20 protein-coding genes are annotated in these 22,975 nt (G+C 73.1%); 7 read left to right on the top strand and 13 right to left on the bottom strand.

Annotation, left to right across the window (positions count from 1 at the left end; genetic code table 11):
* The first annotated feature begins 113 nt into the window (after nucleotides 1–113).
* Entirely contained in the window at nucleotides 114–890 is a 777-nt protein-coding gene (locus NE236_RS26920; protein ID WP_252844940.1) for an SAM-dependent methyltransferase, read from the top strand.
* A 180-nt stretch (nucleotides 891–1,070) separates the two neighbouring features.
* Complete coding sequence (locus NE236_RS26915; protein ID WP_252844939.1) at nucleotides 1,071–2,849, top strand: DEAD/DEAH box helicase; 1,779 nt, start codon at nucleotides 1,071–1,073, stop codon at nucleotides 2,847–2,849.
* A gap of 50 nt (nucleotides 2,850–2,899) precedes the next feature.
* On the opposite strand, the gene NE236_RS26910 is transcribed toward NE236_RS26915, so the two are convergent.
* Entirely contained in the window at nucleotides 2,900–3,841 is a 942-nt protein-coding gene (locus NE236_RS26910; protein WP_252844938.1) for a LysR family transcriptional regulator, read from the bottom strand.
* Between the two features lie 111 nt (nucleotides 3,842–3,952).
* Here NE236_RS26910 and NE236_RS26905 point away from each other — a divergent pair, with 111 nt between their 5' ends.
* On the top strand, nucleotides 3,953–4,156 hold the full coding sequence (locus tag NE236_RS26905; protein ID WP_252844937.1) for a hypothetical protein: 204 nt from the start codon (nucleotides 3,953–3,955) through the stop codon (nucleotides 4,154–4,156).
* 239 nt (nucleotides 4,157–4,395) lie between these two features.
* Here NE236_RS26905 and NE236_RS26900 read toward each other — a convergent pair whose 3' ends face one another.
* The 5 genes from NE236_RS26900 to NE236_RS26880 all read right to left on the bottom strand — a co-directional run bounded on the left by NE236_RS26900 (nucleotide 4,396) and on the right by NE236_RS26880 (nucleotide 12,285).
* Nucleotides 4,396–5,493: a hypothetical protein gene (locus NE236_RS26900; protein ID WP_252844936.1), complete on the bottom strand. Its 1,098-nt coding sequence runs from the start codon at nucleotides 5,491–5,493 to the stop codon at nucleotides 4,396–4,398.
* Nucleotides 5,494–5,658: 165 nt separating this feature from the next.
* A complete protein-coding gene (locus tag NE236_RS26895) occupies nucleotides 5,659–6,324 on the bottom strand; it encodes a hypothetical protein (RefSeq protein ID WP_252844935.1) in 666 nt (221 codons plus the stop codon).
* 94 nt (nucleotides 6,325–6,418) lie between these two features.
* Nucleotides 6,419–6,901: a hypothetical protein gene (locus NE236_RS26890; protein ID WP_252844934.1), complete on the bottom strand. Its 483-nt coding sequence runs from the start codon at nucleotides 6,899–6,901 to the stop codon at nucleotides 6,419–6,421.
* An 86-nt stretch (nucleotides 6,902–6,987) separates the two neighbouring features.
* Nucleotides 6,988–9,651: a LuxR C-terminal-related transcriptional regulator gene (locus NE236_RS26885; protein ID WP_252844933.1), complete on the bottom strand. Its 2,664-nt coding sequence runs from the start codon at nucleotides 9,649–9,651 to the stop codon at nucleotides 6,988–6,990.
* Between the two features lie 3 nt (nucleotides 9,652–9,654).
* On the bottom strand, nucleotides 9,655–12,285 hold the full coding sequence (locus NE236_RS26880) for a helix-turn-helix transcriptional regulator (protein WP_289850925.1): 2,631 nt from the start codon (nucleotides 12,283–12,285) through the stop codon (nucleotides 9,655–9,657).
* A 349-nt stretch (nucleotides 12,286–12,634) separates the two neighbouring features.
* On the opposite strand from NE236_RS26880, the gene NE236_RS26875 reads away from it, so the two are divergent.
* From NE236_RS26875 to NE236_RS26860, 4 genes are read left to right on the top strand one after another with little or no spacing between them, the layout of a single operon-like run.
* On the top strand, nucleotides 12,635–13,909 hold the full coding sequence (locus NE236_RS26875; protein ID WP_252844931.1) for an FAD-dependent oxidoreductase: 1,275 nt from the start codon (nucleotides 12,635–12,637) through the stop codon (nucleotides 13,907–13,909).
* Between the two features lie 46 nt (nucleotides 13,910–13,955).
* On the top strand, nucleotides 13,956–15,080 hold the full coding sequence (locus tag NE236_RS44680; protein ID WP_252844930.1) for a PP2C family protein-serine/threonine phosphatase: 1,125 nt from the start codon (nucleotides 13,956–13,958) through the stop codon (nucleotides 15,078–15,080).
* A 57-nt stretch (nucleotides 15,081–15,137) separates the two neighbouring features.
* Nucleotides 15,138–15,569 (top strand): ArsR/SmtB family transcription factor, encoded by a 432-nt coding sequence (locus tag NE236_RS26865; protein ID WP_252844929.1) that lies wholly within the window; start codon nucleotides 15,138–15,140, stop codon nucleotides 15,567–15,569.
* On the top strand, nucleotides 15,566–16,597 hold the full coding sequence (locus tag NE236_RS26860; RefSeq protein ID WP_252844928.1) for a cation diffusion facilitator family transporter: 1,032 nt from the start codon (nucleotides 15,566–15,568) through the stop codon (nucleotides 16,595–16,597). Before NE236_RS26865 ends, NE236_RS26860 begins: the two co-directional genes overlap by 4 nt.
* Before the next feature lie 40 nt (nucleotides 16,598–16,637).
* On the opposite strand, the gene paaE is transcribed toward NE236_RS26860, so the two are convergent.
* From paaE to NE236_RS26825, 7 genes are all read right to left on the bottom strand, one after another.
* Nucleotides 16,638–17,726 (bottom strand): 1,2-phenylacetyl-CoA epoxidase subunit PaaE, encoded by a 1,089-nt coding sequence (paaE, locus tag NE236_RS26855; protein WP_252844927.1) that lies wholly within the window; start codon nucleotides 17,724–17,726, stop codon nucleotides 16,638–16,640.
* Nucleotide 17,727: 1 nt separating this feature from the next.
* Nucleotides 17,728–18,228, bottom strand: coding sequence for a 1,2-phenylacetyl-CoA epoxidase subunit PaaD (paaD, locus tag NE236_RS26850; RefSeq protein ID WP_372494443.1), 501 nt, complete (start codon nucleotides 18,226–18,228; stop codon nucleotides 17,728–17,730).
* The gene (gene paaC / locus NE236_RS26845) at nucleotides 18,225–19,091 is read right to left on the bottom strand and encodes a 1,2-phenylacetyl-CoA epoxidase subunit PaaC (RefSeq protein WP_252844925.1); all 867 of its coding nucleotides are present in this window, start codon (nucleotides 19,089–19,091) and stop codon (nucleotides 18,225–18,227) included. The genes paaD and paaC overlap by 4 nt, the downstream gene beginning before the upstream one ends.
* A 10-nt stretch (nucleotides 19,092–19,101) precedes the next feature.
* Nucleotides 19,102–19,377, bottom strand: a complete 276-nt coding sequence (gene paaB / locus NE236_RS26840) for a 1,2-phenylacetyl-CoA epoxidase subunit PaaB (RefSeq protein WP_252844924.1) — start codon at nucleotides 19,375–19,377, stop codon at nucleotides 19,102–19,104.
* A 112-nt stretch (nucleotides 19,378–19,489) separates the two neighbouring features.
* Entirely contained in the window at nucleotides 19,490–20,428 is a 939-nt protein-coding gene (gene paaA / locus NE236_RS26835) for a 1,2-phenylacetyl-CoA epoxidase subunit PaaA (protein WP_252845121.1), read from the bottom strand.
* Nucleotides 20,429–20,493: 65 nt separating this feature from the next.
* Nucleotides 20,494–22,548, bottom strand: a complete 2,055-nt coding sequence (gene paaZ, locus NE236_RS26830) for a phenylacetic acid degradation bifunctional protein PaaZ (protein ID WP_252844923.1) — start codon at nucleotides 22,546–22,548, stop codon at nucleotides 20,494–20,496.
* Nucleotides 22,549–22,684: 136 nt separating this feature from the next.
* Nucleotides 22,685–22,966 carry a YiaA/YiaB family inner membrane protein gene (locus NE236_RS26825; protein ID WP_252844922.1) on the bottom strand — a complete coding sequence of 94 codons (282 nt, stop codon included), beginning with the start codon at nucleotides 22,964–22,966 and terminating at the stop codon, nucleotides 22,685–22,687.
* Between the last annotated feature and the right edge of the window lie 9 nt (nucleotides 22,967–22,975).

Here is a 22,975-nt window from a genome sequence, read left to right as displayed (position 1 = left end):
GTCCTTCGATAATCCGACGTTAGGCACCGAATTCTGGGAGTATTTTCCTCGTGGTGGTTCGTGAGGGGGCGCAGGTGGAGTCAGGGCCGAGGCCGCCTGGCTTCGATCCGACGATGCCGAACGAAGCCCGGATGCTCGACTACATGCTCGGCGGGAAGGACCACTTCGCCGCCGACCGGGCGGCCGCCGACCAGGCCCTCGCCCTGGCCCCCGAGCTACCGATCATGGCGCGCGAGTCTCGCAAGTTCATTCACCGCGCGGTGCGCTACCTGGTGGAGACCGGGATCCGGCAGTTCGTCGACATCGGCTGCGGGCTGCCGACCCAGGGACCCGTGCACGAGGTCGCGCAGGCCGCCGCCTCGGACGCGAGGGTCGTCTACGTCGACAACGACGACCTCGTCGTCAACCACGCCGAGGCGCTGCTGGCCGAGACCTTCCGGACCGCCGTCATCCGCGCCGACCTGCGCGAGCCCGATGAGCTGCTCGCCCACCCGGGGTTGACGGACCTGATCGACCTGCGGCGGCCGGTCGGGATCGTGCTGGTCGGCGTGCTGGCCGTCATCCCCGAGGACGACGTGGTCCTGCGCATCGTCGACCGGTTGCGGCGGGCGGTCGCCCCCGGAAGCCACGTGGTCATGACGCACGCCATCTCGGACGTGCGCCCCGAGGTCACCCGACGGCTCGCCGAGCTCTACCAGGACGAGCAGATCGTACGCGGGTCCCGTCGGCGCAATGTCCGCACCCGCGCCGAGGTCGAGCCCTACTTCGACGGCCTCCACGTCGTCGAGCCCGGTATCGTCCATGTTCCGGCCTGGCGCCCGGACGCCGGTGAACCCACCGTCGACCCCCGGAGCGTCTGGGCGATCGGGGGCGTGGGGCGCAAGCCCTGACGGGCGTGCCGCCCCGGCACATCCCCGCCCCGAGCGTTCCAGCCCTGTCCGGCCGCGCGCGATCGTCCGCGCCACGTCCCGCCGGTCCGGCCCTCAGGGAACGCTCCAACCCGGGGTGCGATCGAACGGTGCCGACAGGGACGGTGTAGGCGTAGAGGTGAGCTTTGGGAAGGACGTTTCATGATGACCGCCAATGAGTCCGACGGCACGACCGGCGGCACGGCCGACGGTGTGACCGGCAGCCCGGCCGATGGCACGGCCGACGGCGCGACGAGCTTCGCGGATCTGCGACTGCGGCCGGAGCTGCTGAACGTGCTGTCCGGCCTGGGCTATGAGGAGCCCACCCCGATCCAGCGGGAGGCGATCCCCCCGCTGATCGAGGGCAGCGACCTCGTGGGGCAGGCCGCGACGGGGACGGGCAAGACCGCGGCGTTCGCGCTGCCGATTCTCCAGCGGATGCCCGAGGAGGGCCGGGGCGCCGGTCCGGTGGCCCTCGTGCTCGTGCCGACCCGGGAGCTGGCCGTCCAGGTCTCCCAGGCGTTCCACCGGTACGGCCGTGAGATGGGCGTGCGGGCCCTGCCCATCTACGGCGGCCAGCCGATCGGATGGCAGATCAAGTCGATCGAGCGGGGGGTCGACGTCGTGATCGCCACGCCGGGCCGCGCCCTCGACCACATCGGCCGCGGCACCCTCAAGCTGGGCGGCATCCGCGTCGTCGTGCTCGACGAGGCCGACGAGATGCTCGACATGGGCTTCGCCGAGGACATCGAGACGATCCTCCAGGAGACCCCCGAGGAGCGTCAGACCGTGCTGTTCTCGGCGACGCTGCCGCCGCGGATCGAGGGCATCACCGGGCGCTACCTGCGCGAACCCGTCCGGATCCAGATGGGCCGCGAGACGGCGGCTCCCGGCGAGGCGCCGAAGGTGCGGCAGGAGGCGTACATCGTCGGCCGCGCCCACAAGCCGGCGGCGCTCGGGCGGCTGCTCGACGTCGAGGCGCCCACCGCCGCGATCGTGTTCTGCCGCACGCGCGAGGAGGTCGACCAGCTCACCGAGAGCCTCAACGGCTCCGGCTACCGCGCCGAGGCGCTGCACGGGGGCATGAGCCAGGAACAGCGGGACCGGGTCATGGGCCGACTGCGGGGCGGCACGGCCGAACTGCTCATCGCCACCGACGTGGCGGCGCGCGGACTCGACATCGAGCAGCTCACCCACGTCGTCAACTACAACGTCCCCTCCGCGTCCGAGTCGTACGTCCACCGCATCGGCCGGGTCGGCCGCGCCGGCCGCGAGGGCGTCGCGATCACCCTCGCCGAGCCGCGCGAGCACCGGATGCTCAAGGCGATCGAACGCCAGACCAGGCAGCGGATCGCCGTCCAGAAGGTCCCCACCGTCGCCGACCTGCGGGCACGGCGTTTCGAGCTGACCCGCGCGGCGCTGCAGGAGAGCCTCCTCGAGGACGATCTACAGCAGTTCCTCGCCGTGGTCGAACCGCTGGCCGAGGAGTTCGACGTCATGGAGGTGGCGCTCGCGGCGGTCAAGCTCGCGTACGACTCCAGCGGGGCCACGGTCGACGAGGAGGAGATCCCGGAGGTCGCCTACAAGCCCGGCCGCGACGGTGATCGGCGCGACGGGCGGGACGGCCGCGATCGCCGGGACGGCGGCCGCCGCGACCGCCGTGGCCCCGCGGAGGGCATGACGCGGCTGTTCGTCGGTGCGGGCCGCAGCGCCGGGATCCGGCCGCAGGACCTGGTCGGCGCCATCGCCGGCGAGTCGCGCCTGGCGGGGCGGGACATCGGCACGATCGAGATCGCAGATCGGTTCTCCCTGGTCGAGATCCCCGAGTCCGCGGCCGAAGACGTGATCAAGGCCCTGCGCAGGACCACCATCAAGGGCCGCAAGCCGACCATCCGCCGCGAACGCGACGCCGCCGGCGGCGGAGGCCGCCGGCCCCGTTAGGCGGACTTCGCCAGAGCCCCCGTGCCGGACCGGAACCCCGGTGCCGGCGCTCACCCGCCACGCGTGATGCCGGGGCGCACGGCGGCCACCTCGTCGGCGGCCGAGCGCAGGGCGTCGAGCACCGCGCGTACCGACGGCCGTACGTCGCCGTCGCGCCGCGTCCAGACGATGACGTGGCGTCGTACGGCCGTGTCCGCCAGGTCCCGGACCGCGACCCTCGACTGGTCGGTGAACCGGACCAGCTCGGGAACCAGCACGATCGCCTGGCCGTGGGCCGCGAGCGCGAGACTGACGAGCAGGTCGTTGGAGCGGTACCGGATCTCGGGGCGGAAGCCGCCGTGCTCGACGCACAGCCGTTCGGTGAGTTCGGCGTGCGCCGTTCCGGGATGCGCGGACGCCCAGACCTCACCCGCCAGCTCGGCCACCCGCACCGGCGACTCCGAGGCGGCGAGGCGGTGCCCGGCAGGCAGGATCAACCGGGTCGGCTCGGTGAGCAGGAGTTCGTCGGTCAGCCCGGCGGTGCGCGGCCGCCGGATGGCGTCGTACTGGTTGCTGATCACCACGTCGACCCCCTGCAGCACGAGGGACTGCAGGGCGCGCTCGAACTCGTCGTCGAGCACCTCGACGACGAGGTCCGGGTAGCGGGCGGACAGCGTGTCCAGTGCGGGCGCCACCAGGTTCAGCAGGGCGGTCTGGAAGGCGACCACACGTACGGTTCCGGCGACCACCCCGGACGCGGCACGCGCGGCCTCTTCGGCCTGCTGTGCCTGGGACAGCAGGCCGTCGGCGGCGCGGGCCAGAGTCTCTCCGGCCGCGGTCAGCCGCAGGCGGCGTCCCACCCGCTCGGTGAGTGGTACGCCGACGTCCTTGTGCAGCTGGGCCAGTTGCTGGGACACCGCCGACGGGCTGTAGCCGAGGGCGTCGGCCACCGCGCCGACCGTGCCGCGCAGCTGAAGTTCGCGTAGGACGCGCAACCGGGCCAGGTCGATCATTCAGAAGATCTTACCTATTCCATGCAGTAAAGCTCGCTGGACCTTCACGATGATCAAGCGCACAATGTAAGGAGCAACAACGAAGAACAGTGATGACAGAGGAGAATCACCATGTGGACGATGCTCGCGATCTTCGTCGCGCTCGCCGTGCTCGGCCCCCTCGCCGGTGCGGACAGCCGCGATGGCCTCGACTGGGCGCGGAACAACTTCTGGCTGCGGCGCCGCACCGCCCTCAAGGCGGCCACCGCGCAGACCCCGGAGACCGCCGGCCGCACCCGCGTGCGCGAACACCGCACCGTCCCGGCCGCCCGCTGACGAGAAGCACCCCAGTCCCCAGGCCCCGCCGCAAGGCGCCCATCGGCAAGGGGGCTCGCTGGGCCGAGCTTGGGGCGCTCCCTCGGCGCCCCGACCCTGGCCCGCCGTCCACGCCGGTGCCGCGACGGCCCGTCCCGGGTCGGCCCTGAGTGATCTTCGGTGTTCACGCCGAGGGTTTTCGTCATTCTGAGTGCCAAAACCCTCGACGGTACGGCCGTCGCGGGCAACCGAGGTAGGGCTCACCGCCGTCGTACGAACTCCAGGCGTACGGGGTCGTCATCGGCGATCAGCATGACCACGCCGTGCTTCGGGGTCCACCCGTCGGAGACGAGGACGTAGTGACCGCCGGTGTGAAGGTTCAGCCGCAGGCCGGTGTACCGGTAGCGATAGGCCGCCTTGGCGTCGGTGAGTGTCGTCTCCGTCACGCCCGGCGCTGTGAGGTATAGGCGCTTGGGGCTGTAGACCACGACCCTTGTGAGGTCCCCGATGTGGGTCGCGAAGCGGTCCGCCATGGCGTAGCCCTGGACCGTCGCGTAGTTCGACGTTCCCCAGAACAGCGCCACGCCGACGACGATGGCGGTGAAGGCGCGCAGCAGCGGCGCTCTCCCCGGTGTTGGCTCGGTCGCCTCGGGCAGCATGCTCCGCAGGTGGGCGGCGTACAGGAGGAGGAGAGCGCTGGCGCCGATGCTGAGGGGAAAGGCGACAAAGGCCGCGGGCCGCCAGACGTACCAGACGGGGCCCAGGATCCGGATGGGCCCCGGGAGGATGAGCCAGGCGAACGGCAGGATTCGCAGTGTCCACCGGACGACGCGGTCGTCAGGTCCCCTGGTGCGGATCCGACGCACGAGCCGGTCGTCCCACCAGAGCCATACCATCCCGCACCCCGCGATGATCAGGAGCAGGACGAGCATCGGTGGGACGCTGCGCAGGAGGTAGTCGCGGGTGGACATCCCGAGGATGCTCTCGTCGAACCCTAGGGCCTGTGACTGCGCGTCATTGCGCTGCCAGCCGAAGAAGACGAGCAGGGCGGTCAGGACGGTGGCGTTGGCGACGATCCCGACGAGCCAGCGGAGGATCTCGTTGCCCTTCCCGCCCTCGCCGTCGGTCTCGCCGGTCGTCGTCTCCCCCTCCCACGACGCCGCCTTCCCGTCCGGAGCCGGAGCCGCCGAACCCGCCGTCCGCGGATCGGGCGCCGGTACGCCGGCATCGGGCGCCGGTGCGCCGGCATCGGGTGTCGTCTCGTGCGACTCGGAACCCGGCGTGCCCTGTGTCCGTCCGGGTGGGGATGCCGATGGGCCCGCGTCGGGTGCCGTCTCCTGCGGTCGGGAGACCAGCATCTCCCGCGTCCCGCCTTCAGCGGCGTCCGGCCGCGAGGCCGGCCTTCCCGCGTCGGGTGCCCGGCCGGGCGGCGGAGAGGCCTCCGCTCCCGTCGCCGTCTCCTGTGGTCCGGCGGGCGGTGCCGTCGAGGTCTCCGTACGTGCTGGGCGCCCGTCCGGCACGGGTCACCCGCCCGTTCCGGTCGAAGCCTCCGGGGAGTCGGAGGGGCCTGCGGAGTCGGGAGGTCCGGACGGTCCCGTGCTTCCCTCCGACCCCGAGGGATCGGGGGACTCCACTGGCGGTGGCGGGCAGGTGCCGAACGCCGATCTTGGCCGCTGGTAGACGACGGAGGCGGAGGCCCGGTAAAGCTGGCAGAGGTACCAGCTGTCCCGGTCGAAAGAGGGCCGGGAGAGCGTTCGGAGATCGTCCTTCGCGGTGTCCAGGTGATTTCGGCACACCGCGATGCCGATTCTCAGGATCTTCGAGTAGCTGGTCTCATCCACGATCTGACTGTCCAGCTGTTGCTGCGCATCATCGCACTGCCCGGCGCGGATGTAGTTGTAGGTCAGCCCGAAGGGCTCGCCACTGGTCGGGCCGGAGGGCAGGCTGAAGCCGTACCGGTGCCCGCCACCGCCACCGCCGCCACCGCCGTTCCCGCCACCACCACCGCCGTTTCCGCCGCCTCCTCCGCTGGAGCCGCCGTGGTCGCCGCCGCCCGAACCCGAGCCGCCGCTGTTGCAGCCGCAGAGCAGCATGGCGACGCACGCCATGGCCGCCAGCGGCCCTCTGGTCCTGCGGGCGATGTCTCGACGAGGCCCGGACAGGACCTGGATCGATGCGCTGGTGACCATGGCGCTTACCTCCCCGTCTGCTGGTGTGCCGGCCCGGCTCTCGCAAGGGCCGATGAACGCCCCGGCCGACGCCCCCGTGGCGGCCGGGGAGGGATCAGATGTTGTGGAAGAAGTCGCCGCCCGCGGAGGCGAAGTAGATGTCGGCGCCCCCGGGCGACGTGAACAGCATGGAGATGCCGACGCCCCAGGCGATCCCGTCGTGGTTGACGTTCCAGGTGTTGAAGGCGTCCAGGCCCCCGGCGTGGTTGCCGTCGATGCTGAGCCCGTCGCGGTGCAGGATCCGGTTGGGACCGTCCCAGACGTCCACCGCCTGCAGGGCGCCGAACTGCTCGGTGATCGAGTACAGGACCATGACCCGGCCGAGGGTCGCGCGGCGGTCCTCGACGATGACCGGCGTCGGAATCGCCACGTGGAACCAGTTGGACTTGCCGGGCTTGAGGTAGTAGTGCGCTCCGAACCCTTCGCGCAGGCCGTTGACGTCGACGAACGGCTGGTTCTTCGGATCGAGCGTCGCCGTGCCCATGTTCTGTGCGACGAAGGAGTACCCGGGTACCCATGACGCGTACAGCTTGGCCATCGCTGCCCCTTCCCCGTGTCGCCGCCGGAGGTTCGGCGGCTGAACGCCACGCTAGGAACGCCGGGCGGCCGGAGCATGAGTAGGCCCTACTCAAACCAGGAAGCGTCGAGGCTGCCGAGCAGCTCGGCGAGGGCCGCGCGGTCGCCGACGCCCAGCCGGCCGTAGACGCCGACCAGGTGGTTCGCGACCGTACGGGGCGACAGCACGAGACGCTCGGCGATCTCCCGGTTGCTCGACCCGGCCGCGGCGAGACGGGCGATCTCCCGTTGCCGCGCGGTGAGCCGGGGAGGAATCAGGCCCCGCAGGGCGGGGGTGCGGGCTCCCTGGCAGCCCTGGGCGAGGGCCCAGGCGCGGGAGGCGGCGAAGACACCCGCCCGATCGCCCGGGGGGTACGCGGCGGCGGCCTGAGCGCCGGCCTCGGCGGCGTGCAGGAGCATGCCCATCCGCTCGAAGGCGCGGGAGACGGCGTCGAGCTCCGGGCCGTCACCGGCGACGGCGGCGGCCGCGTGCCGGGCGCAGACCGGGGCGAGCGGGCCGTCCATGGTCGCGCACAGCCGGGCCAGGTCCTTGGCGACCCGGGAGGCCGCCCCGAGGCGTACGACGTCGTGCAGGGCGAACATCCGGTAGCCGAGCAGCCCATGGGTCTCGGCGGAGGCGGCGGCGGCCAGGGCCGAGGTCACGGCCGCGCCGAGGTCGCCGCCGGCGGCCAGCACCCACGCGCGGGCGAGCACGGCGGGGAAGTCGATGGGCACGAACGTCCTGAGCGATCGCCGCTCGGCGGCGGCAAGGGCCGTCCTGGCGGTCTCGACGTCACCGAGCAGCGCGGAGGCGTGCGCGAGCTCACCGAAGCACAGCCCGGCGAAGCCCTTGCCGTCACTGCCGAGCTGGGCGATGCCGTCACGGCACGACCGGATCGCGTCGACCGCCTTCCCCCGCAGCAGGCGGATCTGAGCGCGATGGCCGTCGAAGCCGGCCACGCCCAGGCGCCACGGGGACTCCTCCCGCATGTGCTGCTGAACGAGGCCGGTGACCTGCTCGGCCGAGGCCAGATCGCCGTCGAAGAGGTGGGAGAGCAGGCGGACGCAGTGGAGGCTCCAGAACGCGTCGGGCGCCTCGTCACGCCAGCGCGCGACCTCCCGCAGCGCCGTCTCGGCGACGGCCCGGGCTCGTACGGTCCGTCCGCTGTGCGTGAGACGGAGGCCCTCGACGACGGCGGCCTCCGCGGCACTGGCGGGGTTCATGGCGCCGCCGAGACGGCGCGCTCGCGCGAGTTGCCGGTCGGCGTCCTCCGGCCGCCCGGCGAAGAAGTGAATGAAGGCGCTCATGACCAGGAGTTCCTGGCGCGTCGCGGGCTCGGCGACGGAGGACGCGGCCTCATCGACGATCCGGTGGGCGTCGACGTCGTCGCCCACACTCCACGTCAGCCCGAGCGCCCGGGTCCGCGCGTGGACCGATCGATCGCGGTCGGTGGCGGGTGCCTCCGCGGCCCGGCGCAGGATCTCCTCGGCCTCTTCCGGCCGGTCGTCGAAGAAGAGCGCGTAGGCCAGCGGCAGCGCGGCGGCCGTCCCGCCGCCGGCGTCGATCGCGGCGCGGCCCAGCCGTTGCGCGAGCGCGACGTCGAAGAGGGACATCGCCAGGCGGCACGCTCTGATCAGCGGGAGGGGCTGACCGGCCGTTCCGGCGTCGAGCCGCCAGACCGCCACCCGGAGCGCGTCCTCGCGCCGCCGTGGCCCGGTCGCCTCGACGGCGTCGGCGAGCCGGGCGAGCATCTCCCGGGTGCGATCCGGGTCCGCGCGGGCACGGACCACCTCGCCGTACAGCGGATGCGCCGGGCGTATCTGTAGCCGGCGGCCGTCGCGGAACGTCGTGATCAGCTGGCGGGCCTCACATCGTTCGACGGCCACGGCATCCGTGAGCCGGATGAGGATGTCGGCGCCGAGCGGCTCGCCGAGCGCGACGAACTCCAGGGCCCGGCGTTCGTCGTCGTGCACGTCGCCGATCCGGGCCTCGACGAGGTCGCGGAGCCGGGGGGTCAGGGACAGGTCGCCGTGCCAACGCCACAGCCCGTCGGCCTCGTCGAGCGTGCCGGTCGTACGGCCGGCGATCACCAATTCCCGCAGGTAGAGGAGGTTGCCCTGCGTGACCCGCCACAGCCGCCGCAGGGTCGCCCTCTCGACCCGTCCGCCGAGCACCCGGCCGAGCAGCCGATCGGTCTCCTCGACCGGCAACGGCTCGAGTTCCAGGCGCCGGACGAGACCGTCCTTCCACAGTGCGACGATGGGATCCGGCGCGGGTTCACCGCTGCGGACGGTGGCCAGCAGGCGGGCCCCGCGGTGCAGCACCATCTGGTGGATGAGCGCCGCCGAGGCGGAGTCCAGCAGGTGCGCGTCGTCGACGCGGAGCAGCAGGGCGTCGCCGGCCCGGGGACGCAAGGCCTCGGCCGCCCAGCGGAGCGGATTGGCGCTGCCCTCGGGCGGGAACCGCTCCGGAAGCAGGTGGGCGATCGCGCCGAAGGGGATGTCCGCGGCCGCCGTCGTGCCGCGGACCGCCGCCACCACGAAGCCGGACACCCCGGAGCCGACCTGGGCGGCCAGCCTGGTCTTGCCCGCCCCGGCGGGGCCGGCCACCACGACACCGAAACCGGACCCGTCACCGAGGGCCGCGCGGACCGCGTCGAGCTGGGCCGTACGGCCGACGAACGGCCAGACGGGCAGCGAACCCGCGTCGTCCGGAGGCCGCCTGGTCGCCATCCGTCACACCTCCGTACGCGACCGGCGCGCCGGCGCCCCGAAGAGGTCGGCGAGCTCGGCACGACCGCCGACGCCGAGGCGCTCGTAGGCCCTGAGCAGATGGTTCTCGACCGTGCGCACCGAGAGCCCGAGCTGCTCGGCGATGTCGCGGTTGCTCGATCCGGCGACGACGAGATGGATGATCTGGCGCTGCCGGGCGGTGACCTCCGGGGTCGCCATCGCCGCCAGGGCCGGGGTGCGTGCGCCCTGGCACCGGCGGGCGGTGCGCCACGCCCTGGCGCTCGCCGCCCGCGCGGCCCGCTGGCGGCCGGCGGACTCATGCGCCGCCGCGGCCTGAGCCGCCGCCTCCGCGGCGTACAGGATGAGGCCCAGCCGTTCGTACTCCTCCGACACGGCGTCCAGTCCGTTACCGTCGCCCGCCGTGGCGGCATGCCGCGCGAACAGCGGTGCGAGGGCACCGTCCGCCTGGCGGGCCAGGACCGCGAGCCGGGCGGCGGCGCGGTGGGCCGCGCCGAGGCGCACGACGTCGTGCAGGGCGAACATCTCGAACGCCGTCAGGCCGAGCGCCCGCACCTGGGCGGCGCCCTCCAGCGCCACCTCGACGGCCCGGCCGACGTCGCCCCGGGCGGCCGTCACCCACGGACGGGCCAGCACCGCCGAGAAGTCCGGGACGAGATGGGTGCCCAGCACGCGCCGCTCCGCTTCCGCCAGGGCCTCCTCGGCGGCCGGAACGTCGCCCGTGAGGGCCAGCGCGTGGGCGAGCTCGCCGAAGCACAGGCCGGGGAACCCGGCCGGGTTGTCACCGAACCGGGCGGCGGCGTCGCGGCACCAGCGGATGGCCGCGCCCACCTCGCCGCGCATCCGGCAGATCTGCCCGCGGACGGCGGCGAGGACGGCGACGCCCATGTTCCACGCGCCGGAATCGCCGAGGGCGTGGTACCCGGCGTCGGCGAGCGCCTCCGCCCCGCCGAGATCGCCGGCGAAGACGCGGGCCGTCAGGCGCGCCAGACCGAGCCCGGCGACGATCTCCGGGACCTCATCGCGCCAGCCCGGCGCCGCCGTGAACGCCGCGTCGACCGTGGCCGTCGCACGCTCGGTGCGGCCGGTGCACGCGAACGCGTGGCCCTCGACGGCGGCGAGCTGGGCGGCCACTCGCGGGGCCGGCGGGCCGATCGCGCGTATCCGGGCCGTCAGCGCCAGCGACTCTTCGATCCGCGCGGCCAGGACCTGGCACGTCGCCTTCGCCGCGAGAAGCTCCTGCCGCCACTCCGGAGCGGTGACGGCGGCCACCGCCACGTCGAGGACGCGATAGGCCTCGGTGGTCTGCCGGAGGCCGTCGTGGAGGACACGGGCGTGGGCCGCGGCGACCAGCGCGCGCTCGCGGTCGGTGACCGCCTGGTCGGCGGCCCGGCGCAACGCCGCTGCGGACTCGGCGGGCCGGTCGGCGAAGTGCAGCACGGCGCCCAGGGCGACCGCCGCCTCCAGGCCACCACCGGCCTCCAGCGCCGCCCGTCCCAACCGGATGGCCAGGTCCACATCGTGCGCGGCCCAGGCCAGTCGGCAGGCCGCGATCATGGGGGCGGGGTCGGCGACGCTGTCGCTGTGCAGCCGCCAGACCGCGACGCGCAGGATGTCGTCGCGCCGGCGCAGCCCCGCGGCCTCGGTCGCCTCCGCGAGCCGCCGCAACCGGCTGCGCGCGCGTAAGCCGCCGGTCCGCCCACGGATCACCTCGCCGTACATCGGATGCGCCGGCCGCACCAGCCGCCGGCGCCGGTCGACCACCACCGTGACGAGCTGCCGCTCGACGAGGCGCCGTACCGCCGACGGTGACGTCAGGCCGGTGACGATGTCGACGCCGACCGGCTCGCCGAACGCCACGAACTCGAGGGCCTCCCGCTCGTCCTCGTCGACCTCGCCGATCCGACCGTCGATCAGTTCGTACAGTCGCGGCACGACGGGCAGGTCGCCGGTCTGCCGCCACACCCCCCGGCTCTCGGTCAGGGCGCCCGCGAGCACCAGCTCGCGCAGGAACAGGGGATTGCCCTCGGTGATCCGCCACAGGCGCCGCGCGGTCGCCGCCTCGACCTGGCCGCGGACCGAGTCCGCCAGCATCCGCGCGGTCTCCCGCTCCGACAGCGGCCCGAGCTCCAGCCGCGGCACGAGGTCGTCCCGCCACAGCCGCCGGACGTGAGCGGGGACGTCCTGGCCGGCGCGGATGGTGGCGAGGAGCCGTGCGTCACCCCGGGCGACGATGTCGCGTACGAGCGCCGCGGACGCGCGGTCGAGCCAGTGCGCGTCGTCGATGGCCACGACCAGCGTGCCCCGGCCGCGCCGGGCCAGCAGCGCGTCGGCCGCCCAGCCCGCACCGTCGGCGCGGCCCCCGGAGACGGACCCGGCGGGCAGCAGGTGCGCGAACGAGCCGTAGGGGAGGGTGGCGGCGGCGAGGGTCGCCTGCACCCGCGCCACCGTGAACCGCGCCGGATCGAGCTCGGCGATCGCCTCGGCGGCCAGGCGCGTCTTTCCCACTCCGGGCGCACCCGCGATGACCACTCCACGGGCGGCCTGGCCCGTCAGTAGTGATCGCACCCTGTCGAGATGTTCCCCACGACCGACCAACGGCGAAGGGGACCACATGAACGCATCGTACGGAGGTCATCTCGCTGCGTGACAGCACGTGTCCGTATCCGGCCACGGAGCGGGGAGCGGTCCAGGACAGGGCGACCGTCGTCGCGGTCGTCCCGGTGGCGCGCCGACCGGCCGGGACGGTCGGCGGCCGCGTTTCCACCACGCCGGGGCATCGCTGCTGAGCAGCCATTTTTCGACAACCCGCGATCACTGCCGTCCCTGGGCATCCGATCTCTGCCCCGGCTGCGGGCAGTGGGTCTGGGCGGTGAGCGGGTGGATTCGCCGGCGGCCCCCCGGGTATGGGCAGGGCGTCGTTGTTCGTGCGCCACCGTTGCCGATCGAGGACAGGGGTCCTGCGATGCCGGAAGCCCAGACCACGACCTGCGCCATCTCGGGCGGCGGTCCCGCCGGGATCATGCTCGGCCTTCTCCTGGCCCGCGCCGGGGTGCACACGACGGTGCTGGAGAAGCACGGCGACTTCCTGCGCGACTTCCGCGGTGACACGGTGCACCCGTCCACACTGCGGCTGATGGACGAGCTGGGGCTGGTCGAGAGGCTGGAGGCCATCCCGCACCAGAACCTGACCCGTGTGCGGATGGCGACGCGGACCCGGCCGGTGATCGACGTGGACCTCGACCGGTTCACCCGGTGGGAGTACCGCCACATCGCGATGATCCCGCAGTGGGACTTCCTGACCCTGCTGGTCGGCCACGCGCAGCGCTATCCGACGTTCCAGCTGCTGATGGAGTCCGAGGTCCTCGGGCCGATCGAGGAGGACGGCGCGGTGCGAGGACTGCGCTACCGGGACGCCACGGGCGAGCACGACCTGCGCGCGGTGCTCACGGTCGCCGCGGACGGCCGCCGGTCCGATCTGCGCCGTGCCGCCGGCATGGTCCCCACCGAACTCGGCGCGCCGATGGACGTCCTGTGGCTGCGGATCTCCCGTCGGCCCGGCGACCCGAGCGGTCTCGGCGGCGTCATCGGCCAGGGGGAGATGGCGGCGATGATCGACCGGGGTGACTACTGGCAGATCGCCTTCCTCATCCCCAAAGGATCGTACGAGCAGGTCCGCGCCCGGGGCCTGGAGGACCTGCGGGACCGGCTCGCGCGGCTGATGCCGTCCCTGGCCGACCGGGTCGGCGAGATCGACGACTGGGACAAGGCCGCCTTCCTCGAAGTCGGCATGAACCGGCTCCACCGCTGGGACCGGCCGGGCCTGCTCGCCATCGGGGACGCCGCCCACACGATGTCGCCGATCGGCGGGGTCGGCATCAACCTCGCCGTCCAGGACGCCGTGGCAACGGCCAACCTGCTGGCCGAGCCGCTGTACCGCGCGCAGGCAGACCCCGCGAGGTTCGACCGGACGTTCAACCCGGACCTGGTGCGCCGCGTCCAGCGACGCCGGGCCGTCCCGACGATCGGCACGCAGGCGGTGCAGCAGATCATCCAGCGTCACGTCATCGACCGGGCGCTGGCGAACGCCGAGCCACGCCTGCCCCGGATCGCCGACGGCCCGCGCGGCAGGCGGCTGCTGTCCCAGGTCGTGGCCCGGGTCATGGTGTTCGGCCTGCTGCCGGAGCACGTCCGCACCCCGGAGCGGCGGGCCGAGGCCCACGCCGTCGCCCGAACGTAGCGCCGCCGCCGGGTGACTGCCGCTGACCAGCGGGTACGCAGGGATCGTGCGGCGGTTCGGAAAGCACCGATCGGTCCGGTCACGGTCATGGCGGCAGGGGCGCGCGCTGGTGGTGCTCCCGCTGGCGCTGATCGCGGTGATCGTGGCGGCCGACGTCCTCAACGGGCCCCGGATCCACCTGGGGCCGTTGCTGATCGTGGCACCGGCGATCACGGCGTCCTTCGCCGGCCCCGGGTCGGTCGCGCTGATCGGCCTGGTGGCCGTCGCCGCCGAGGTGCTCACCGGCGCGTTCGACCGGTGGAGCGGGGTGGCGGAGTTCGAGACGCAGCTCTCCTCGCTGGTGCTGATCTCGGGCCTGATCGTGTTCTTCACCGCCGTACGGCAGCGGCACCGGCGGGAGCTGAAGGCGGCCCGGTCGGTCGCCGAGACGGCGCAGCGCGCGCTGATGCGTCCCCTCCCCGAGCGGATCGGGCCGCTGTGCATCGCGTCGCTGTACCTGACCGCCGAGCAGGAGGCGAAGGTCGGCGGCGACCTGTTCGGCGCGGCGCGCATCGCCGGCGGCACCCGGCTGATCATCGGTGACGTCCGGGGGAAGGGCCTGGCCGCCGTCGACACGTCCGCCCTGGTGGTCGGGGCGTTCCGGGCGGCCGCGCACCTGCGGTCCGCGCTCCCCGATCTGCTGTCCTTCCTCGACGGCGCCGCGGAGGCCGAACCCGCCCGGACCGGCGACGGTGACCCGGGGCCGGGGGAGGGGGAGGGGTTCGTCACCGCCGCCGTGCTCGACATCCCCGACGAAGAGCCGCGGGTGCGCGTCGCGAACCGCGGGCACCCGCCGCCTCTGCTGCTGACGCCCGGTGGCGGCGTCACGGAACTGCGGGCCGGCACGCCCGCGCCGCCGCTCGGCCTGGGGGAACTGTCCCCGGACGAGAATGACGTCGACGCGTTCCCCTTCCATCCCGGTGATCTCCTGCTCCTGTACACCGACGGCGTGATCGAGGCCCGCGACGCCACCGGCACCTTCTACCCCCTCGCCGAACGCCTCGCCTCCTGGCGGGAGGACGACCCGGCGCCTCTCGTCGAGCGCCTCCACGAGGACCTCCGCGCGTACGTCGACGGAAGTCTGGACGACGACGTCGCGGTGATCGCCATCAAACGGATGCCCGCCCGGTAGTGCTACGCGAGGGGGGTGGCTTGGCGTCGCAGGACGTGGAACGTAAAGTAGCGACGTATGAGCAATCGTTCAGACGATCGGGTGGTCGTCGGCATCGAGGCGTGCGCGCTGCGAGTGGTCGACGCGGACCGGGTCGCCACCGTCAGAGCGTCCATGCCCCCGGAGGGCGATGTCGCCGAGGCCGCCGACGTGTTCGGGCTGCTCGCCGATCCGGGCCGCCTGAAGGTGCTCGTCGCGCTGCTCGAAGGCGAGATGTGCGTGTGCGACCTGGCCGCCGTCGCCGGGGCCAGCGAGTCGGCCGTCTCCCACCACCTGCGGTTGCTGCGCGCCCACCGGGTCGTCCAGGTGCGCCGGGCCGGGCGGATGGCGTACTACCGGCTCGCGGACGCGCACGTGCGTCTGCTGCTGGACATCGCGCTCACCCACATCGGCCACGCCCCGGCCGCCGCCCATCCCGAACGCCACCTGACCGAGGAAGACGTGACATGAGGGCCCATGACGCGCACGCCGGCGGTCCCGACGGCTCCGGGCAGGCCGCTCACGGTCACGAGGGGCACGCCCACGGTGTCAGTGAGGACGCCGACTCGCGCTGGCTGAGCGGGGCGCTCGGCCTGATCGTCGCGTACATGGCGGGCGAGGTCGTCGTCGGCGTGCTGGCGCACTCCCTGGCGCTGATCTCCGACGCGGCGCACATGCTCACCGACGCCGCCTCCATCGTGCTGGCGCTCGTGGCCATGCGGCTGGCCGCCAAGCCCCCCACGGGCGGCTTCACCTACGGTCTCAAGCGCGCCGAGATCCTGTCCGCCCAGGCCAACGGGCTCTCGCTCCTCCTGCTGTCGGCGTGGCTCGCCTACGAGGCGATCCGCCGGCTGGTCAGCCCGCCGCAGGTGACAGGCGGACTGGTGCTGGCCACCGCGCTCGTCGGCATCGTCGTCAACGTCGCGGCCGCCTGGATGATCTCCAAGGCCAACCGCACCAGCCTCAACATCGAAGGTGCCTTCCAGCACATCCTCACCGACCTGTACGCCTTCATCGCCACGGCGGTGGCCGGTCTGATCATGGTGCTCACCGGGTTCGCCCGCGCGGACGCCATCGCCTCCCTGGTCGTGGTCGTCCTGATGGTCAAGGCAGGGGTCGGGCTGGTCCGCGAGTCCGGGCGGATCTTCCTCGAGGCGGCCCCCGCCGGCCTGTCACCGGAAGAGGTCGGCCAGGCCCTGGCCGCCCGCCCGTACGTCACGGAGGTGCACGACCTGCACGTCTGGCAGATCACGTCCGGCATGCCCGCGGCGTCCGCGCACATCCTGGTCGCGCCGGGGAAGGACTGCCACGCCGTACGCGCCGACCTGGAGGCGGTCCTGGCGGAGTCGTACCAGATCACCCACACGACGCTTCAGGTCGACCACAACCCCGACCCGCTGTTGTCGATCGGCTTGCGGCCGGACGAGCACTGCGACGACTCCCACGGCCCCGTTCACCGGCCGGGCCCCGCCCCCGACTCCCCGGCCGAGGGACCATAGGCCGTCCACCGCCGTACGCCCTGAAGCAGGGCGAGCGCATCTAGGCGTCGTAGTCGAGGCCGACCCGCTCCGACAGCGGCGTGGACTGGCAGGTGAGCACGAATCCGGCGTCGACCTCGGACTCCTCCAGGGCGAAGTTGCGCCGCATGTGGACCTTGCCGTCGGTCACCTTGGCCCGGCAGGTGCCGCAGACACCGCCCTTGCAGGCGAACGGCAGGTCGGGCCGGACCCGCTGCATCGCGTCCAGCAGCGGCGTATCGCGTGGCACGGCGGCCGTGGTGGAACGCCCGTCGAGGAGCAGCGTCACCTCGCTGGTCGCGCCGTCGGGCGGGGCCTCCTCGTGGCGGACCGGGGCGGGCGGGACGTCCTCGACGAAGAACAGCTCCCGGTGCACCCGATCCATCGGGACGCCCGCCCGGTCGAGCACGGCCCGCAGGTCCTCGACCATGGCGTACGGCCCGCACAGCCACCAGTGCACCACGTCATCGAGAGACGGGAGCAACGCGAACAGCGCGGTGAGCTTCGCCGCGTCCAGCCGCCCGGTGAACAGCTCGGCTTCGAGGGGTTCGCGGGACAGGACGTGGACCAGTTCGAGCCGGTCGAGGTGGCGGTCCTTCAGGTCCGCCACGTCGTCGGCGAACATCACGGTGTCGGTCCGGCGGTTCGCGTACAGCAGCGTGGCGGTGGCCGCCGGGTCGCGCAGGACCGTGGCTGCGATCGAGAGGACCGGCGTGATCCCGGACCCGGCCGCGACGAACACGTGGTGGCCCGCCGTCTCGTCGCCGGGGGTGAACCCGCCGGTGGGCGGGCCGACCTCGATCTCGTCACCGGCACGCACGTGCCGCACCAGCCAGGAGGAGAACAGGCCGTCGGGCACCTCCCGGACGCCGATGCGCGGGGCGGCGCCCTCCGGCACGCAGACGGAGTACGACCGCCGCTCCTCCCGGCCGCCGACCGTACGGCGCAGCGTCAGCGACTGGCCCGCGCGGAAGGCGTAGACGTCGGCGAGCTCCGGGGGGACGTCGAACGTCACCGCCACCGCGTCGGCGCACAGCCGTTCCACCGAGGCGACCTTCAGGCGGTGGAACCCGCGGCGTGCCCGCGCGGGCGCCGGTGTGCTCACGGTCACCTCAGATCTCCTTGACGTGCTCGAAGGGTTCGAGACAGGCGCGGCACCGGTGCAGCGCCCGGCAGGCGGTGGGGCCGAACGCCGAGGTCTCCTCGGTGTCGGCGGAGCCGCAGCGCGGGCACCGGACCGTGCGCACGGTCGGGCCGAGGGCGAGCGGGATCGGCCCTCGCGCACGCCGCGGTGCGGCGCCGGGAGGGGAGATGCCCGCATCGGCGAGTTTCCGGCGGCCCTCCGCGCTGATCCAGTCGGTGCTCCACGGCGGGTGCAGCACGGTGCGCACCTCGACCTCGTCGTGACCGGCGGCCCGCAGCGCGCGGACCAGGTCGGCGCGCATGGCGTCCATCGCGGGGCACCCGGAGTACGTCGGGGTGATGGCCACGACGACCCGGCCGTCCTCCTCGGCCACGTCGCGCAGCACGCCCAGGTCCGCGAGCGTGAGGATCGGCAGCTCGGGGTCGGTGACCGTCTCGGCCACCGCCCGCGCGTCCGTCACCGCGGTCACCACGTCGCCTCCGGGTGAGCGCGGGCCACGCTCTGCAGCTCGGCGAGCAGCAGCCCGAGGGCGCCGGTGTGCAGGCCTCGTCGTCCGCCCGGGTCCGGCGGCACGTCGGGGCGGCGCAGCGTCGCCGCCGTGAGCACCTGGTCCAGGACGGCGTCGAACTCCGCGCGCAGGTCGGCCGGGTCCGCGCCGACGCCCGAGCGGGCCGAACGCACCTCGGCCTCGTGCGGGGTGAACAGCTCGGCGACCAGCGGCCAGATCCGGTCGAGTCCCGCCTGCATCCGCCGGTGCGACTCGTCGGTGCCGTCACCGAGACGTACGGTCCACCGCGCGGCGTGGTCGCGGTGGTAGGCGACCTCCTTGACCCCCTTGGCGGCGATGGCCGCGAGAACGGGGTCGCGGGAGGGGATCAGCCGCTGCAGCAGGGCGAGCCGCCAGGTGGAGAAGACCAGCAGCTTCGCGATCAGGTCGCCGAAGTCGCCGCGCGGGGTCTCGACGAGGCGGACGCCGGCGAACTCCTCCTCGCCACGGAAGAACGCGTAGTGGTCCTCGCCCCGGCCGGTGCCGTCGGCGTGACCCGCCCGGGCGTACAGCAGCCGCGCCTGGCCGAGGAGGTCCAGTGCGATGTTGGCCAGGGCCACCTCCTCCTCCAGGTCGGGCGCGTTCGTGCACCACTCCTGCAGCCGGTGGGACATGACCAGGGCGTCGTCGCCGAGCATGAGGCAGTAGGCGGTCAGGTCGGCGCGGTCGACGCCCGGCGGAACCGCGGTCTCGACGCCGGCCAGCGGGTCGGTGAACCCCGTGCCGAACGCCCAGCGCGCGTCGCCGTCCCCGGTCAGGGCCTCGTAGACGTTGTCGAAGGACATGACGCTCCGATCACATGTGCGGCACGTCGTCGGGGATGTCGTAGAAGGTCGGGTGCCGGTAGACCTTGTCCGCCGAGGGGGCGAAGAACGGATCCTTCTCGTCCGGGCTGGACGCCGTGATGTGCGACGCCTTGACCACCCAGATGCTCACGCCCTCGTTGCGGCGGGTGTAGAGGTCCCGCGCGTTGCGCAGCGCCATCTCGTCGTCGGAGGCGTGCAACGACCCGACGTGCACGTGGTTGAGCCCGCGCTTCCCGCGCACGAACACCTCATAGAGATCGTTCATGCTCGTCGCGCTCCCTTCGCTCGCGGTGAGCGGGCACCCAACGCGTCGTCTTCCCTCGTCGCTCTGGTCGCTTCGCTCCCGGCGCTCCTCAGTCCAGACGACGCGCGCCCGCTCATGGAGTCCTCCGTTTGGCGGCGTGGGCCGCGGCGGCCTCGCGGACCCACGCGCCCTCCTCGTGGGCGCGGCGGCGCCGGTCGATGCGCTCGGCGTTGCACGGGCCGTCGCCGCGCAGCACCCGCTTGAACTCGTCCCAGTCGATCGGGCCGAAGTCGTGGTGGCCGCGCTCGGGGTTCCACCGCAGGTCCGGGTCGGGCAGCGTGACGCCCAGCGCCTCGGCCTGCGGCACCGTCATGTCGACGAACCGCTGGCGCAGCTCGTCGTTCGTGTGGCGCTTGACCTTCCAGGCCATCGACCGCGCGGTGTTCGGCGAGTCCTGGTCGGGCGGGCCGAACATCATCAGGCTCGGCCACCACCAGCGGTCCACGGCGTCCTGGACCATCGCCCGCTGGGCGTCGGTGCCGCGCATCATCGTCATCAGCAACTCGTAACCCTGCCGCTGATGGAACGACTCCTCCTTGCAGATGCGGATCATCGCGCGGGCGTACGGCCCGTACGAGCTGCGGCACAGCGGCACCTGGTTGCAGATCGCCGCCCCGTCGACCAGCCAGCCGATCACGCCGACGTCGGCGTACGCCGGCGTCGGATAGTTGAAGATCGAGGAGTACTTCTGCCGCCGCTCGATCAGCCGGGTGGTGAGGTCGGCCCGGTCGACACCGAGGGTCTCGGCGGCGGAGTAGAGGTACAGGCCGTGGCCCGCCTCGTCCTGCACCTTGGCGAGGAGGATCGCCTTGCGCCGCAGGGACGGCGCGCGGGTGATCCAGTCGCCCTCCGGCTGCATGCCGATGATCTCCGAGTGCGCGTGCTGTGCGATCTGGCGGATCATCGTGGCCCGGTAGGCCTCGGGCATCCAGTCGCGGGGCTCGATGCGCTGGTCCCGCTCGATGGTGTGCTCGAAGTGCCGCGCGAGGTCGGTCTCGGCGACGGCGGTCATGAGTCCTCCTTCGTCGGAGGAGTGACCAGAGGTGCTGTGCTTATTGATTCCCTCGCTTCGCTCGGTCATGACGTCTTCTCCTTCGCGACGAGGGTGAGCACGTCGTACTTGGCCACCGACTCCCCGGTCTGGTTGGTGACGTCGGCGTCCCAGCGCACCTCGCCGTAACCGGCGTTCGCGCGCGGCGTGATCTGCTTGGCGGTCAGCGTCACGGTCAGCTCGTCGCCGGGCTTGACCGGGGTGAGGAACCGGAGGTTCTCCAGGCCGTAGTTGGCGAGGACCGGCCCCGGCTCGGGAGCGACGAACAGCCCGGCGGCCAGCGACACGACGAGGTAGCCGTGGGCGACGATGCCGCCGAACAGCGGGTTGGCCTTGGCGGCCTCCTCGTCGGTGTGGGCGTAGAACGTGTCGCCGGTGAAATCCGCGAAGTGGTCGATGTCCTCCAGCGTGACCGTACGGGGCCCGGCCGTCACCGCGTCGCCCACCCGCAACTCGGCGAGGGACTTGCGGAACGGGTGCACGCCCTCGCCGGTGCCGGAGACGTGCGTGCGCCTCGCGGCACCGGGGACCCAGCGGCCGGTCACCGCGCTCAGCGTCGCCGGGGTGCCCTGGACGGCGGTGCGCTGCATGTGGTGCAGCACGCCGCGCAGGCCGCCCATCTCCTCGCCGCCGCCCGCGCGCCCCGGGCCGCCGTGCACGAGGTTGGGCAGCGGCGAGCCGTGCCCGGTGGACTCCTTCGCGTCGTCGCGGTCGAGGACGAGCAGCCGGCCGTGCCACGGCGCGAGACCGATGACGACCTCCCGGGCGAAGCCGGTGTCGGCGGTGACGACGGACCCGGTGAGGCTGCCCCGGCCGCGCGCGGCCAGCTCGATCGCCTGCTCGGTCGAGGTGTACGGCAGGAGCGTGGACACCGGCCCGAACGCCTCGACCTCGTGCGGCTCGGCGCGGTCGGGATCGTCGCAGCGCAGCAGCATCGGGGAGACGAAGGCGCCTCGGTCGGCGTCGGCGCCGACCGGCTCGACGTGGTCGGGGTCGCCGAAGATCAGCCGCGCCGCGCCGCGCAGGGCCTTGACCGCCCGGCGCACCTCCTCGCGCTGGTCAAGGCCGGCGAGGGCCCCCATGCGCACGTCCTCGCGGGACGGGTCGCCGACGGTGACCTTCGCGAGCCGGTCGCACACCGCCGCCGCGACGTCGTCCATCAGCTCGGCCGGGACGAGCGCCCGCCGGATGGCGGTGCACTTCTGCCCGGCCTTCACGGTCATCTCGGTGACGAGCTGCTTCACGTACAGGTCGAACTCCGGCGTGCCCGGCCCGGCGTCCGGCCCCAGGATCGAGCAGTTGAGCGAGTCGGCCTCGGCGGTGAACCGCGCCGCCTCGCGGACGATCGCCGGGTGCGCGCGGAGCTTGCGGGCGGTGGCGGCCGACCCGGTGAAGGCCACCAGGTCCTGGCCGGTCACGTGGTCGAGCAGGTCGCCGGGCGGGCCGCAGACGAGCTGGACGGTGCCCTCCGGCAGCAGCCCGGAGTCGACGATCAGCCGGACCAGCCGCTCGGTGAGGTACGCGGTCTGCTCGGCGGGCTTGATCAGGCTCGGCATGCCCGCGAGGAAGGCGGGGGCGAGCTTCTCCAGCGGCCCCCACACCGGGAAGTTGAAGGCGTTGATCTGGATCGCGACGCCGAGCAGCGGAGTGCAGACGTGCTGGCCGACGAACGTGCCGCCCTTGCCGAGCGGCTCGACCGGCCCGTCGACGTACACCGTGTCGTCGGGCAGCTCGCGGCGGCCCCGGCTCGCGTACGCGAACAGCACGCCGATGCCGCCGTCCACGTCGAAGCGCGAGTCGTTCAGCGTGGCGCCCGTCCGGGCCGACAGCGCGTACAGCTCTTCGCGGTGCTCGCGCAGGTGCGAGGCCAGGGCCTTCAGCAGGGCCGCGCGCTGGTGAAAGGTCAGCGCGCGCAGCGCGGGGCCGCCGACGCGGCGGCCGTAATCCAGGGCGGCGGCCAGGTCGATCCCCGCGGTGGAGACGCGGGCGATCTCCTCGCCGGTCGCGGCGTCGTGCAGGGGCACGCCGTCGCCCGCAGGTCGCTGCCATCCGCCGCCGACGTAGCTGCTCAGTACGGTCATCGGGCCGGCCTCCAAGCCAGTCGCTCGCCATTTACTGACCGAACGGTAGGTAACTCACATTACCGTCTCCGTGCGGCGGAGGGAAGCCTTCGGCGGCCTGCGCGGTCACGCGGAGGCCACCGCCGAGGATCGTTGATCAGGTGGTGAACGGGTCGTGTTCGGCGAGCAACTTGTCGATGCGGGCCTGGTCGACCCGGCCGGCGACGCTCGTCATCTCGTGCCGATCGCGAACGCACTTGGCGAGAGTGAACGCCGAGGTGACCACGTACAGGAGGCTGACGCCGAGAAAGCCTCGGACCCAGCCGTTCACGGGCAGATAAACGATGCCGACCGCGCAGGCCGCCAGCGAGGCGCCGAAGGAGATCGCCGACTGAACGAAGAACGCATGGGTGGTGGTGGGCTGAACCGGAGTGCTCATGCTGACACC

Source organism: Actinoallomurus purpureus, from assembly GCF_024055795.1.
GTDB classification, from domain to species: domain Bacteria; phylum Actinomycetota; class Actinomycetes; order Streptosporangiales; family Streptosporangiaceae; genus Actinoallomurus; species Actinoallomurus purpureus.
Note: the sequence above shows the minus strand (reverse complement) of the source record. Positions and strands in the feature narration are given on the sequence as shown.